Genomic DNA, 14299 nt, shown 5'->3' with positions numbered 1-14299 from the left:
GCGTACGGGGTAAGGGCACGTCCGCCTTGGAGCAGAGAGGCGACACTCCCCCTATCGCAGCGACGGGCGCGCGGGCCACTGTGCGCGGTTTATTGGCCACGTTGAAGGATGTCCCGATAGGCACGCGGCGGTCCGAAAAGTTGGCGCAGCAAGAAAAATGCGCCCCTGTGGGCGCACCCTCTTGCTACTCTGCCTGCTTAACGCGCGGCTTGCGACCGCGCGGCTTATCGACCAGCGCAGATTCACCGCTCTCGCGATACTGACGACACCAAGCCTTGACCGAAGACTCGCTGGGAATCTTGTGCTTGATCATGGCCTCGCGAACCGTCAGGCCGTTTTCCAGGCGATCCTTTACCACGGCGAGCTTGACGTCATACGAATACGTGCGGTGATGCGAGCCCGCGTTGAGCACGGCGTCGGCACCACCCACGGCATATGCGCGGGCCCACTGACGAGCCGTGGCCTGGGGAATGCCAAGCTCCGCGGCGAGGGCGCGATGACCGACCCCCTCTTGGAGGATCTCGACGGCGCGCTGCCTAACCTCGGGCGCATGCGCGCGAGTCCTAGTTGCTTCCGACATACCTGCCACTTCTTAGCCTTAACCGTTAATCTGCTTTCTTACGTGCAAGTTAGATAGTAGCATTTTACTGTTTGCTCAAAGCAGTTAATTAAAATAGACGCGGCGTTATCTGGGCATTTGGCACCAATTTACGACATTTCTTTATCGATTATTTACGCTGGTAGCTGACTCGCAGCCAATCGTCATTCGCCTGTCAACAAAATTGACACCTCTTTATGTCCTTTGCTATAGCGGATATGATTATTAACCCCTCCCCCAATAATTTTGAGTAATCGGCAAGGCAGTAGACGTCCTTACTCCTCATGATTACCGCGCATTGCCATCCACCGGAGCAAAACAAAAAGGGCGGGGCCTGCTGCGCTTGCAGGCCCCGCACCGGTTGACACCCGACGGGACACAGCCGGGCGAGGCGGATCCGTGCTACCGCCCCGCCTGGCCGCGATGTTCAACTACAGCTCGTTGGCCGCGTGATACGCCGTGCGAATGGCGCTCGCAATGTCGGCGGTGCGCTCGCCCGAGCAGTCGCCCACGCAGGTCACGGGCACCGTCACGCCGTCCAGATCAAACGCGTTGGCCTTGGAGCCCACGGCCATCACCACGTAATCGCAAGCGATCTTCACCGGCTCCTCTGCGCCGTCCTCGGTGGTGTGAACAGTCTCCACGCCCTCGTCGGTAATGGCGGTCAGGCGGGTCTTAACGTGCTGCTCCACGCCGTGCTCGGCAAAGTCGCTCATGATCAGCGGCAGAATGGTCTCGGACTCGCCCGCGGCAATCTTGTCGAGCATCTCGACGATCGCCACCTCGCAGCCGTGCTGCAGCAGGTACTCGGCAGTCTCGGTGCCCACCAGGCCACCGCCAATGACGGCGACGCGCCCGCTGAGCTCCACCTTGCCGGCCAGCACGTCCCAGCTCGAGACGACCTTGTCCGAATCGGCGCCGGATACGGGAATGACCACGTCGTGTGCGCCCACGGCCACAATCGCGGCGTCGGCGGCGTTGAGATCCGCGGGGCTAGCGGCATGGTTGAGCTCGACCTTCACGCCCAGGCCGGGCAGAATCTTCTCGTAATACTCGACCGAGCGCATAATCTCATCCTTGCGCGGAGGCGCGGCCGCCAGCACAATCTGGCCGCCCAAGTGATCGCTCGCCTCATAGACGGTCACGTCGTAGCCGCGCTTGGCCGCCACGCGTGCGGCCTCCAGGCCGGCAATACCGCCGCCCACCACGGCGATCTTCTTGTCGCCCTCGCCCGGCTTAATGGCGATGGTCGCCTCGTCGCCGTTCTCGGCGTTGAGCACGCACGAGATGTACTTGCGGTTTTGAATCGCGTCGACGCAGCCCTTGTTGCAGTTGAGGCACTCGCGGATGGGCTCGCCGGTCGCGGCCTTCAGCGCAATGTCGGGGTCGCACATGAGCGAGCGGCCATAGGCGATAATGTCGGCCGCGCCGTCCTCAAGAATCTTCTCGCCGGCCTCGACCGAAACAACACGGCCGACGGTGGCCACCGGCACGGAGACCAGGGCCTTGACGCGCTCGGCCACCGGCAGCGTCCAGTTGTAGGGCATGGCACCCATGGGCGGAATGGTGTCGCCCATGTTGCCGGTGTGGTTGGCCTGCGCGACCTGGATCATGTCGATGCCCGCGCCCTCGAGCAGCTTGGCGAACTCGCAGGCCTCGTCGGGCTGCAGGCCACCCTTGCCGCGCGGCGTGCCGTCGGGGTTCTCCATGATCACGGGGAGCTTGTACTCCACCATCAGCTGCGGCGCGGCTTCCTTAATGGCGGCGACGACCTCGAGCGCATAGCGAACGCGGTTCTCGAACGAGCCACCGTACTCGTCGGTGCGCTGGTTGAGGATGGCCGAGCACAGCGAACCCACCAGACGGTCGCCGTGAACCTCGATGGCGTCGATGCCGGCCTGCTGCGCGCGGGCGGCCGAGGCGGCGATGGCCTCCTTGATCTGGGTGAGCTGCTCTACGCTCGCCTCGTTCACAAAGTGCTGCATATCGTGGTGCAACTTGGCGTAGGCCTGCTTGCGGATCTCGTTGGACTCGGCCATCTTGGCGGCGAAGGTCTCCTCGTCGCCGGCGGCCTTGGCCTCCTGCGCGGCCTTGGCGGCGGTCATGGAACCCATGACCATGCGGCCGACACCGGGCACGTCGTACTCGGGGTGGAACAGCTGCAGCGCAACCTTGGCGCCGTGCTTGTGGACGGCGTCGGCCAGCGCCTTAAACGTGGGAATCTGAGCGTCGGTCGCCAGCTTGGGCGTGGGGCTCGCGGTCATGACGGGAGCGACGTCGCCGATGACGATGTAGCTCACGCCGCCACGGGCCAGGCGCTCGTAAAAAGCCAGGCTGCGCTCGCCAATGGAACCGTCGCGCTCCTCGTAGCCGGTGGTAAGCGGCGGGAACATAATGCGGTTCTTGAGCTCAAGGGGGCCAACCGTAATGGGCTGGAGCAGCTTGGATGCAGGTGCGGTCATGGACATTCCTCTCTTGTAGGCGCGGCGGCGATGTTGCCGCGTAGTTATCTAGAGGATATGGCATGGGAGCACGGTGACGCAACGGAAATCGGCAGATAGCAGGTAGCGGCAGGTGGATGGGGCGGGGCGGCCCGTCGGTTTGTCTCGATCTGTAACAGTAAGACCCTATTTTGCCGAGCAACTGTTACAGATTGAGACAAACCAATCTAGCCTGCCGAAAGATCTAGATCTGTAACAGTTACTCAGTAAAAACCGTCCCTCGTGTTACAGATTTAGACAAACGAAGACCGTCCTGCCGAAACATCTCAATCTGTAACAACTACAGACCAAAACCGGACCCACCTGTTACAGATCGAGACATTCTCCAACAACAGCGCCACCCCGTTCGAGGAAACGACCGCCACACTCACCTTTTTAAACAACCTAATACTGCACAGCCTGCAATAATAATTTGGTCACGCGTCGACTACGGCGAAGACGCGGCAGAAGGGACACCCATGCAACCGAGTACCACCGATACGTCTACCGCAAAGCAAGCGCTGCTCGAGGCGCTCTTGAGCGACGCGGGGCTCAAGAGCCTCACGCAAACGGCCTCTGCCGCTATGGACAACCCGGTGCTCGTCGTCGATCCCGTGTACCGCTATGCCGCCCGCGGCGGCTTTGAGCTCGACGATGACGACGACTCCCCCTTTGCAGCCATCACCCGCGCCGAGCTCTCCGAAGGTGACATGCTGCAGGACGAAGCCGTGCGATACATCATCAAATGCGGCTTAGACGAGGAGATTGCCCGCTCGACAGGCCCGCTTACACGCTATAACGACATGTTCCGCCTCAACACCATGACCGATGCGATCAAGGTGCACGGCACGTGTCTGGGCCGGGCGATGATGATCGAACGCAATCACGCCTTTGGCGATAGCGATCGCGAGGTCTTTGAGTTCTTTGTCCGACTGCTCGCGCAAGAACTGCAGAAAGGCGGCTTTCTTTCGTTGGGCGGCCCGCAACAGGGGCCATATTTTCTCTCGCGCCTCCTGGACGACGAAATCCCCAACCCCATCACCTGCACACGCAAAATGCAGCTCGTCGGCTTTGCGCCGCTTCCCGCCCTCTACGTTGTATGCCTGCTCAAAAAAGATTCCCAGCTCGAGGCGCGCGAGGCGGAGAGCATCCGAGGACAATTGCAGCCGCTACTGCACCATAGCCTTATCACCATGTACGAAGGTGAGCTCGTGGCGCTGGTAAGCCGTCCGCCCTCCACGCAGCTACCCGCCAACGATGAGGCGATCCTTGCCCGCGTTGCTGCCACGAACAATTTGTTCATTGGCATCAGCAACGAGTTTTCCCAGGCAACCGATGTGCGTTCGCACCTCAATCAGGCACGCGCCGCTATTCGATACGGCTCGACCTTTACCAAAATCCTCGAAGACACCCATGTGTATCGCTATTGCGAATACACCTACATGGAAATGCTCGACATCTGCAACGACCACATCAACCTTATAAACTACTGCCATCCGGCAATCTGGGCACTTTGGAAGCATGACCAGTCGCACGATTCCGAGCTGGTCGAGACGCTCTTTGCCTTTATGCAGCACAGCTGTAACACGGTGCGCACCGCCGCGATCTTGTCGCTTCACAAAAACACGCTGCTCTATCGCATTAACCGCATAAAGGAAATCACCGGTAACGACTTGGCATCGGGAGAGGACCTCTTTTTGTTCCACCTCTCGATTCGCACCCTAATCTACCTTGGCTTTCTTGAGCCGAGGATTAAGCCCCGCACCAGCGCCGACCTGCACTGCCGCAAGTAGGCCGGGCGGGGCTTGGGCAAAACTAGTCGCGCTTAATCTCCAGCGTGGGGAACGTCATCTTGGCGTACTTTTCCATGAGCGGCTTTACTTCGTCCATGTGGGCGAAGAACTCGTCGCGGGTCTTGTTGATCTCGTTGAGGTGCTCGGCGCGCGCATGGTCGTCATTGCGGTCGCGGATCAGACCGTTCTCGGCAATCTTGAGCTTGGGACGCCCGGTGCGCTCGTCGGTCACGATATCGCCGCCTGCGCCACAGACCGCACACTCCCACGGAAACTCGACACCGTCCCAATGCTTGTCGCCGGGGTACACCAGGGAGCTGTGGCAGTTGGGACACACGCCGTCATCCGGATCGCCCAGCCAGCAGCGCTCGTCAACAGGCGTGCGAATGGCCTTGACGATGTTCTCGCCCATCTTGTGGGCGCGGGCGATCTGTCCGCCCCACTCCACGTCATCTCCCCACACAAACGCATTGCCCGGGCGGCCGTCGCGCTGCGCCATATAGCGATCGACGACAGTCATCGACATGGTAAACATAGTCGCCTGCAGGCTCTCCAGTGCCAGGGACTGCCAATCGTGCATGGAGCCGCCGACGGAGATGAGGCCGGCAACGGTATGCGGATTCTCCTTTACGGCACCGATGGCAAGCAAGAACGAAAGCTCGTATGCCAAGAAGCGCTGGGCAAAGCGGGTGTACACCGAGCTGGGCGTAAGGTCGTAGGTCGGAACCGAGAAGATCACGCCCTGGCAGGTCTGCAGTTCGCGAATAATCGCATCTACATCGTCTTTGTTTTTAAGAACGCAGCCGTGATATTCCTTTTGCAGGCCGGCGCCCATCTTTCCCATCTGCATGGTGCAGCCCTCGCAACCGGTGCAGGGCAAGATGTTATAGTCGAACAAATTGATCAGCTCGACCTCGCCGCCAGCCTCGCGCACCGCGCAAAGGGCCTCTTTGGCCAAAGCCTCGCCGTTACCACCGTGCCTACCGGCACAAATCGCCATCACTTTAAACGACATGGTCGCTCCTCTCCAGAGCATTTTGGACACGGATTCTGCCCGTGTGTACTTCGCAAAAAGCGTACGGCAGACGCAAAACATGCGCACCGTCCAGACAACCAAGGCCCGCTCGGTATTTGCGGAATACCTCGTGCAGATAAACAAAGGCCCCTCCCGCATGCCTACAAGGGACAAAACGGAAGGGGTCGGCGCTCTTATTTGCGCTTAAAGGGAATGGGTTTGGGCGGGCACTTGGGCTTGACGGCCCCAGCCGTGACGATCGCGCCGTTGTCGCAAATGTCCAGGCAGGCACCGCATTGGCTGCAGGCCTTTTGGTCGATCACATGGATAAAGCGCGGCCTTCCCAGAATCGCGTCCTCCTCGCAAACGTCCGAATCGACACACTTGTTGCATGCCTGGCATTTGGAGGCGAGGATATGGAAGGTCAAGAATGCCTGGCATTCCCCGGCGGCACAGACCTTCTTGGTGGTGTGCTGCATAATCTCGCCCTCGAACAGGTCGAGGAACGACTGCACCGTGCGCGCCAGCACGCGACCCTGCTCGCACAGGCACTGCGCCTGCATCACGGGGCAAAGGTCGCGAAGGAGCGCCAAGTCACCCGGCTTGCCCTTCTTGCGGCAGATATCGGCAAGAATCGTTGCAATCTGATGCGAGCCCTCGTAGCCAAAGACACAGCGTCCGCAGCTCTCGTGACGATAGAGCGTGCAAATGTCCAAAAGCGCCTTTGCCATGCAGTTTTTGGCGGTGTAGACGCGCACGTAGTCGCTGCATAGCTCAATCTTTGAGGTGTCATCGGGCCTCAGCAGCAGACCGCTGGGATAGCCAATCCCCACCGCTTTAGCGTCGTCGGCGCCCGCCGCGGCAACCAGGGATTCCGCACTCACGACACGGTCGACCTCAACGGGCTCCTCGGCCCCGTCAATCCACACCCAGCGCTTGCCTTCGGCGGCAAGTAACTCTGATCCGCTCAGGCAGCGGTCGGCGCCATCGCCCTCGCAGCAAGATGGGAGAGGCTTTTCGCCGTCGAGCATCTTGGCCGCGGCCGAACCGTTAGCATAGACAAAGCCCAGGCTCGGGTCGCACTCGATCACGCGGCAGGACTCGCCCAGCGCATCCGCGAGCGCGGCAGAGACCTCATCGCCTGCCGGTACCAAAACCGCCTGGGCACCGGCCCCTGCAATTTTTTCCGCAGCGGCCGCCACGTCCTTCTTAAGGAGCCAGAGCGCGACGGGGGCCTGCTTATGCGCAGGCATAAAGTTGATGATCGTCATGGGTTATCGCTCCTTTCCTAGTATTCGTTCCACAGGCGCGGCGTACTGATCGTTAGGCGCAAATCGCACTGCAAGCAGCGGCTCGCCTCGCACGTAGCCTCATGGTCGGTATAGGGGCACTCAAACGTATCGAAGTTATCCTTACGCGTCTGGGCATCGACAAACTCGGGCTGTACGGCATCGTCGTAGAAGCCCTCGGGGACACGCCCAATCCACTGCTCGGGAGCATCATGCTCGGTCAGCTCCTCGTCGATGTTGCCATCGCCACCCAAAGCGCGGTCGATGGCCGAGGCGCACGTGCGACCTGCAGCGATTGCCGCGATCACCGATTTGGTACCCGTCACGCAGTCGCCCGCCGACCAGATGCCTTCAACGCTCGTCTTGCCTTCGGTATCGGCCACGATATACGGGCCGTGCGTAAGCTCAAGGCCCATCTGGGCCGTGCCCTCGGGCTTTTGACCCACGGCAAAGATCACGCAGTCGGCATCGATGGTCTTCTCGCCGCCGTCGAGCAGTTCGGTGACGGCACGGTGGTTCTCGTCAAAGTAGAACCGCTCGATCTTGTGGATCGTCATGGAACCGACCTTGCCCGAACCGTCCTCGGTCTCGTTAATGCTGGTAAAGGCATAGGCATCGTGCAGGACCACGCCTTCCTCGGCAGCCTCGGCACGCTCCTCGGGCGTCGAGGTCATCGCGTCTTGGGCCTCAAGGCAGGCGACATCGACCGAGGCGGCACCCAGACGCACGGCAGTGCGGGCGCAGTCGTACGCCACGTTGCCGCCGCCAAGCACCACGACGCGCTTGCCCGTCAGGTCCGGGGCGCTGCCCATACGGGCGGCCTTCAGAAAATCGGTGTTACGCAGCACGTCTTCGAGGTCGTGGCCGGGCATGGGAAGCACCGTTCCGTCATGCGTGCCCACCGCAACCAGCACGGCATCGAAGCCCTGCTCCAAAAGCGCCTGGGGCTCGGCGATGCGCTCGCCACAGCGCAGCTCAATGCGCGGCTCGGCGTCATCACCCTGGGCAATCTCTAAAATCGTCGCAACCTCGGCATCGACCGTGGCATCAGGCAGGCGATACGCCGGAATGCCGTAGCGCATCTGGCCGCCGACCTTCTCGTTGGCCTCGAACACCACGACCTTGTGGCCCTTCTCGGCGCAATAGAGTGCGGCGGTCAAGCCGGCGGGACCGGCACCCACAACGGCGACGCTCTTGCCGCTCAGCGGCTCATGGCGCACGTTGGCCTTCCAGTCGCCCGTATCGCGCACGGCCGCGGCGCGCTTAAGACGGCAAACCGAAACCGGCGTGCCGTTGAGCTCGTTGCGCTTGCAGGCATCCTGACAGCTATGGACGCAAATGTCGCCCAGGCTCTCGGGGAACGGGACCTTCTCGCGCACCACCGCGGCAGCGCGGGTGTACTCACCGTTGCGGATGTGACGCAAGTAGCGCGGGATATCCACGTGGGCGGGGCAGCCCGAGCGACAGGGGACCACGTTATCGGCATAGGACTTGTTCTCGTCAAACATATTGAGCGTGTCGACGATCGAGCCCGTGGGACACACTTCGATACAGGCACCGCAAAAACGGCATCCGGCCTCTTGCAGGCTCACGCTGCCGTCCGTACCAATGCGAATGCCGTCCTCGGTGCGCTGGTAGTCCAAGACGCCGGCGCCGCGCAGCTCGCGGCACGCGCGCACGCAGCGACCGCACCGAATGCAGCGGGTGAACATATGGGTGACCAGCGGGTTCGATTCGTCCGTGGCGACCGGACGGCTCTTGGTGCGCCAGCGCGCAGGCGAAACTCCCATGTACTGATACATAGACTGCAGCTCGCACTTGCCGTACTTGGGGCAGCCGGTGCAATCGGCGGGATGCGTGGCCAAGATCAGCTCCATTGCCAGCTTGCGCACGCGCTCGGCCTGCTCGCCTGTCGTGTTGACGACCATTCCCTCGGCAACCTGCGTCTTGCAGGCACACACCGGCTCATCTTGGCCTTCGATCTCGACCATGCACAGACGGCATCCGCCGACGGCCTCAAGATCGGGATGTTTACACAGATGCGGAATATAGATACCGGCATCGAGCGCGGCTTCCAGGACATTTCGCCCTTCGCGTGCCTCGACCTCGGCTCCATTAATCGTTAGCTTCATTCGTTCCCCTCAAAACGTCGCTCTTGTCCAGAAAGGCGCCCGGGACCAAAGCGATCCCGAGCGCCTCGCTTGTAGGGCAAATCCCCGCCCGCACCCAACGCGTGGGTGTCTGCAGGCGCGAATAGCTGCGGTGTTACGACCACTCCTCGTCGCCCGTGTCCTCAAAGAGGGCTGCGGCGGCGTTTTCGCCGGCGATGCGACCCGAGTTAAGGCAGAAGCCCATGGTGTTACCCGGGATGCAGTAGTTATAGGAGTCGCCATAGATGGTGCAGGCGTCGGTGCCAACGCAGTACAGGCCGGGGATGACCTCATAGTCGTCGGTCATGACCTCCATCTTGTGGTTAATGAGCACGCCGCCCAGGGTGCCGTAGGCGCCACAGTACTGCTTGCAGCAATAGAAGGGGCCCTTCTCGAGCGGCTTCATAAACTCGCGCTCTTTCTCAAAGATGTCGTCCCAGCCGTTGTCGCACATCTCGTTGTACTCGTCGACGTTAGCGAGCAGACCCTCCACGTCGATACCCGCCTTCTCGGCAAGCTCCTCCAGCGTATCGGCCTGGCAGATCGCCGGATAGCCGGCCTCCAGGTCGCAGTTCCACTGCTCCTCAAAGCCGTCGTACAGGTCGTGCGGATGAACGTGGCTGACGATATCCGGACCATCCTTCTTCCAGTGCTTGAGCATACGGGAATCAAAGATGGCATAGGCGACCTTGCCGGGAAGATGGTTGATGGCGTTGCCGACAAAGGTGGTGTTGAAGATCTCGTCCTCCGGCATAAAGCGCTCGCCCAGGCGGTTGCACCAGTAGCACGGCTGACGGAATGCGCCCTCGACATAGAAGTGGTTCATGTTGTCGGGGATCTGATACATGAGCTCCATGGTCACCGGGGTGTGGCCGCCGCCGACCTCGTGGCACATGTTGATGCCGTCGCCGTCCATGCCCGGAATGGCAAACGAGAACAGGTCTTTACCCCACTCAAAGTCGAGCTTCTCCTTGATGAGCTTGGCGTTGTGGCCAAAACCGCCCGTGGCGACAATCGCGGACTTACACGAGATCTGGTACTCCTCGCCGTCCTTGTCCTTTGCGGTCACGCCGCAGATGGCGCCGTCCTCGCCCTTGATAAGGCCGGTGCCCGGGCACTCAAACATAAACTCGACACCCAGGTCCTGGGCACGCTCGGTCATGCGCTTGGTCATCGTGGTCGCCGCGCGAGGACCGGGCTCCAAGCCATCCTCGGGCTGCACGACATGCCAGGTGTACTCGCCGTCGGAATAGGCACGCGTGCGCTCGCGGGCGCGGAACGCCGGACGCACGGAGTTAAACACCACGCCCATGTCCTGCAGCCATGCGATGGTGTCGCCCGACTTAAAGTAGTAGTCGCGTACCAGGCGAGCATCGACCTGGTAATGGGTGTAGAACATATGGCGACGGAAGAGCTCGCCAGGCGTGACCTCGATCATCGAAGCCTTCTGAAGCGGAGAGCCAGCGGCGGCAGGCCCCATGCCCATGTTGGCGGCGCCACCGGTAATGGGGGCCTTCTCTAGGGCAATGACGCGAGCGCCTGCCTCGGCTGCAGCGACCGCTGCGGCAAGGCCACTCAGACCCGCGGCAACGACAACGACGTCGGTCTCTAACTGTTTCATGCGAATCCTCCTTCATAGGGCTCTTGGACGAACCCGGACTTCATGCGAATTGCATGCGTATCGACAGCCATACTTTCGCTCGAAAACAGACTCAAAGCCATGTGCAGGCGCACCGATGTTTGCCCATAGCGACCATGGGCTTTGTGCGGATGAACCATGCGTTTGGGCAACGCTTTCGAGCGCATGGCCCTGGCGCCACGCGTACAGGGGGGGGCGGTGTGCTTCACGGCGTTCGCCCCTGATAATCGAGTTTTCTTATTTATGGTTCCGCCGTGCCTCGAGCACATCGAGCGGCGTAAGCGCCTGAATAGCGCGCTCTTTTCCAAAGATTGCCGAGCACACGAGCGTTCCCGACATAACCAGGCAAACCGCGAGCGCGATTCCAAAGGCCCAGAATGCGAAGAGGTGGCCAAAGTTGATCGGCTGCTGCAGCATAAACGTGAAGAACGACGTGGCAAGACCCATAAAGACGCAGGGCACATTGGAGCAGATCGAGACAAACCAAAACCGTCCCGGCAGAAAATCTCAATCTGTAACAGTTACTCGGCAAAATCCATCCCTCGTGTTACAGATTTAGACAAACCGTCCAGGCGGGGACTCAACATCTCGATCTGTAACACCTAGCCGTCCAAATCGGGTCTAGATGTTACAGATCGAGATTTTGTTTGAGAGGCTGAGAATTGGACCGAAAAACACGGTCCCGGAATAACAAAAAAGCTCGCCGGCTAGGCCGACGAGCTGCAAGTTCTTGGTCGCGGGGGCAGGATTTGAACCTACGACCTCCGGGTTATGAGCCCGGCGAGCTACCAGACTGCTCCACCCCGCAATGTCTGGGCGCCTCATGTGCGCAAGAAAGAATATTACGTGGGAGTTCGGTAAACGGCAAGGAAAATCTCGTAGAGCATAATTCCTTCATATTTAAACCCCTCGACCCCTATCACCGTAAACGAATCGCAGCCGAGCGCCGTCGACGGCACGTATACAATGGTGCGCGTCCTTTTATGCCGACACCGGGAGTAGACATGCTGCTCGCTATCGATATGGGAAACACGCAGACGGCCATGGGTCTGTTTGACGGAGACGAGCTGGTGCAGTCGTGGCGCATGCCCACCGACCGCTCCTATACCGCCGACGAGATCCATGTGCGCCTGATGGGTTTCTTTAAGATGTACGGCCTTTCGCTCGACGCGGTCGACGCGATCGCCTTTGCGGGCGTGGTGCCGCAGCTCTCGCGCGAATGGCACGCCGTGGCCGACCGCATTGCCGCGGACGCCATCGTCATTGGGCCGCAGACGGCCGCCGTGACCAAGCTGCGCGCGGCGCGCCCCCAGGCCGTGGGCGCCGACCGCGTCGCCAACGCCGTCGCAGCCGAGACTTTCTACGGCGCGCCGGCAATCGTGGTGGACTTTGGCACCGCGACCAATATCGACGTCATCGATGAGGACGGTTATTACATTGGTGGGGCGATCGCGCCGGGCATCCGCATCTCCATGGACGCGCTTGCCGCCCGAGCCGCCAAGCTCGCCAGCGTGCCGCTCGAGGCGCCCGAGCACGCCATCGGTCGCGACACCGAAGAGTGCATCAAGGTCGGCGCCGTGATGGGCGCCGCCGCCATGGCCGAGGGCCTGGTCACGCGCATGAAGCGCGAGCTGGGCCGCGAGGATGCCACCGTTATCGCCACGGGCGGTCTCGCCGGCATTGTCGCCGATTCGACCGATGCCTTCGACGTGGTCGACGGGCAACTCACCATCAAGGGCATCTGCGAAATCTACCGCCGCATGCAGGAGCTGGGATAGAGTAAACGCCAGGTCGCAGCAACCAGCCGCCAATCCTATTCCTCAAAATCGAAAATTTTTCAGTTTTGAGGAATAGGATTTTTTGCTAAGCCTCGCCGCACAACCACCTCGCCAGGTCCACGATCTGCACCCCATCGCGATCCGTGGCCTCGTGATGCGTGCGGGCAAGAATCATCTTGGGATACGCATCGCCAATGCTCAGCAGTGGCGAAATCTCGCGTTCAAACGTCTTATCCGAGCTGATGTCGTCGCTCACCTGAATGTAGAGCTTCTCGCTTCGCTTGATTGCTACAAAGTTTATTTCCTTTTTATAGAGCACACCGACGTATACCTCGTATCCGCGGCGCAGCAGCTCGATGGCCACCATGTTCTCGTATACGCGTCCCCAATCCATATCACGTGTACCAAGCAGTGCGTATTTGAACGCGTGGTCTGCCAGGTAATACTTCTCGCCGCTCTTAAGGTATTTTTTGCCGCGAATGTCGTACCGACGAACTTTATAGAAGGCAAACGCATCGCACAGGTGCCCCATGTACGTGCCGACCGTCTTGTTCGTAATCTTTAGCCCATCCGCATTCAAAACATCTGTAATGTTGCGTGCCGACGTTATGTTGGAGACGTTGTCCATCATGTAATCGGCAATGCGCAGCAGTGCCGATTCGTTTCTCACGTTATGCCGCTGCACGATATCCCTCACGATGAGCGTTTTGAAGACATTGGAGAGATATTGGTAGCGCTGCTCCTGCAGTGGATAAGGGTAAGAGCCGGACATACCGCCGATTCTCGCGTACCCATCGAAGTCGCGATCGACCTCGCCCTCGTCACTATAGAGGCGATACTCCTCAAACGAGAATGGGAAAACCTCGATCTCGAACGTGCGCCCCGTAAAGAGCGTCGACAGATCGCTCGACAGCAAAAAGGCGTTCGATCCGGTGATGAAGATGTCGTACTGCTCGGATGCATGGAGGCTGTTGATCGCGCGTTCAAAGCCGTCGCACATCTGAACCTCGTCGATAAGCAGGAAGTTTTGCTTATCGGACACTCGATGCTCTTTCACATAGGCGAGCAGGGCATGATATTCGAGCAGGTTCTCGAACTCATCGAGGTTGTAGTTGATATGGATGACATTCGAATTGGACAGATTTGCCTCCACGTAATCGCGGAGGGCCTCGAGCAATTTTGACTTACCGCTACGGCGAATGCCCGTTATGACCTTGATGTCCGGTACGCCAATAAGGCTCGTCAACGTGTCCATATATGACGTTCTATTGATGAGTTTCATTGGTGCCTCCCTGCGGTCTTCTATCGCTATTCCTCAAAAACGAAAATTATTCAGTTTTGAGGAATAGACTCTGCAACGAATATACCTCGTTAAAGGCCGAGCTGGCTTAATTCTATTCCTCAAAATCGAAAGATTTTCAGTTCTGAGGAATAGGGTGCTGACAACCCATTCCCCAGACAACAAGACCCTCCCCGGCACTGAACTGCGTCCCAAATCTTGGACGCCCTAAATAGCGACTAGGCCGCGAGGGCCTGATTCCGGAACTCCTCCGGGGT

The 14299-nt window shown here is 59.9% G+C and carries 10 protein-coding genes and 1 tRNA gene; 2 read left to right on the top strand and 9 right to left on the bottom strand.

Annotated elements, in window-relative coordinates:
* Positions 1-184: 184 nt before the first annotated feature.
* Together I2E13_RS09040 and bilR are read right to left on the bottom strand one after the other, a co-directional pair.
* Positions 185-580, bottom strand: coding sequence for a helix-turn-helix domain-containing protein (locus I2E13_RS09040; RefSeq protein WP_195404874.1), 396 nt, complete (start codon positions 578-580; stop codon positions 185-187).
* A 449-nt stretch (positions 581-1029) separates the two neighbouring features.
* On the bottom strand, positions 1030-3060 hold the full coding sequence (gene bilR, locus I2E13_RS09035) for a bilirubin reductase, long form (RefSeq protein ID WP_229057913.1): 2031 nt from the start codon (positions 3058-3060) through the stop codon (positions 1030-1032).
* A gap of 497 nt (positions 3061-3557) precedes the next feature.
* Between bilR and I2E13_RS09030 the strand changes: the two genes are divergently transcribed.
* Positions 3558-4871 carry a PucR family transcriptional regulator gene (locus I2E13_RS09030; RefSeq protein WP_117756960.1) on the top strand — a complete coding sequence of 438 codons (1314 nt, stop codon included), beginning with the start codon at positions 3558-3560 and terminating at the stop codon, positions 4869-4871.
* Positions 4872-4893: 22 nt separating this feature from the next.
* Here the strand turns inward: I2E13_RS09030 and I2E13_RS09025 are convergent, their stop codons facing one another.
* From I2E13_RS09025 to I2E13_RS09000, 6 genes are all read right to left on the bottom strand, one after another.
* Positions 4894-5886, bottom strand: a complete 993-nt coding sequence (locus I2E13_RS09025) for a flavodoxin family protein (RefSeq protein WP_117797354.1) — start codon at positions 5884-5886, stop codon at positions 4894-4896.
* Positions 5887-6080: 194 nt separating this feature from the next.
* Complete coding sequence (locus I2E13_RS09020; protein ID WP_195404872.1) at positions 6081-7157, bottom strand: NADH-ubiquinone oxidoreductase-F iron-sulfur binding region domain-containing protein; 1077 nt, start codon at positions 7155-7157, stop codon at positions 6081-6083.
* Positions 7158-7174: 17 nt separating this feature from the next.
* Complete coding sequence (locus I2E13_RS09015) at positions 7175-9307, bottom strand: FAD-dependent oxidoreductase (protein ID WP_195404871.1); 2133 nt, start codon at positions 9305-9307, stop codon at positions 7175-7177.
* A gap of 133 nt (positions 9308-9440) precedes the next feature.
* Positions 9441-10946, bottom strand: a complete 1506-nt coding sequence (locus I2E13_RS09010) for an FAD-dependent oxidoreductase (protein ID WP_195404870.1) — start codon at positions 10944-10946, stop codon at positions 9441-9443.
* Positions 10947-11201: 255 nt separating this feature from the next.
* Positions 11202-11411: a hypothetical protein gene (locus I2E13_RS09005; protein ID WP_055251515.1), complete on the bottom strand. Its 210-nt coding sequence runs from the start codon at positions 11409-11411 to the stop codon at positions 11202-11204.
* Between the two features lie 284 nt (positions 11412-11695).
* Positions 11696-11772, bottom strand: a tRNA-Met gene (locus tag I2E13_RS09000).
* Positions 11773-11968: 196 nt separating this feature from the next.
* Here I2E13_RS09000 and I2E13_RS08995 point away from each other — a divergent pair.
* Positions 11969-12742, top strand: a complete 774-nt coding sequence (locus I2E13_RS08995) for a type III pantothenate kinase (protein ID WP_006235774.1) — start codon at positions 11969-11971, stop codon at positions 12740-12742.
* Between the two features lie 85 nt (positions 12743-12827).
* Here I2E13_RS08995 and I2E13_RS08990 read toward each other — a convergent pair whose 3' ends face one another.
* Positions 12828-14024, bottom strand: a complete 1197-nt coding sequence (locus tag I2E13_RS08990; protein ID WP_195404869.1) for an ATP-binding protein — start codon at positions 14022-14024, stop codon at positions 12828-12830.
* Positions 14025-14299 lie beyond the last annotated feature (275 nt).

The organism is Collinsella aerofaciens (assembly GCF_015554145.1).
GTDB lineage: Bacteria > Actinomycetota > Coriobacteriia > Coriobacteriales > Coriobacteriaceae > Collinsella > Collinsella aerofaciens_AA.
Note: the sequence above shows the minus strand (reverse complement) of the source record. Positions and strands in the feature narration are given on the sequence as shown.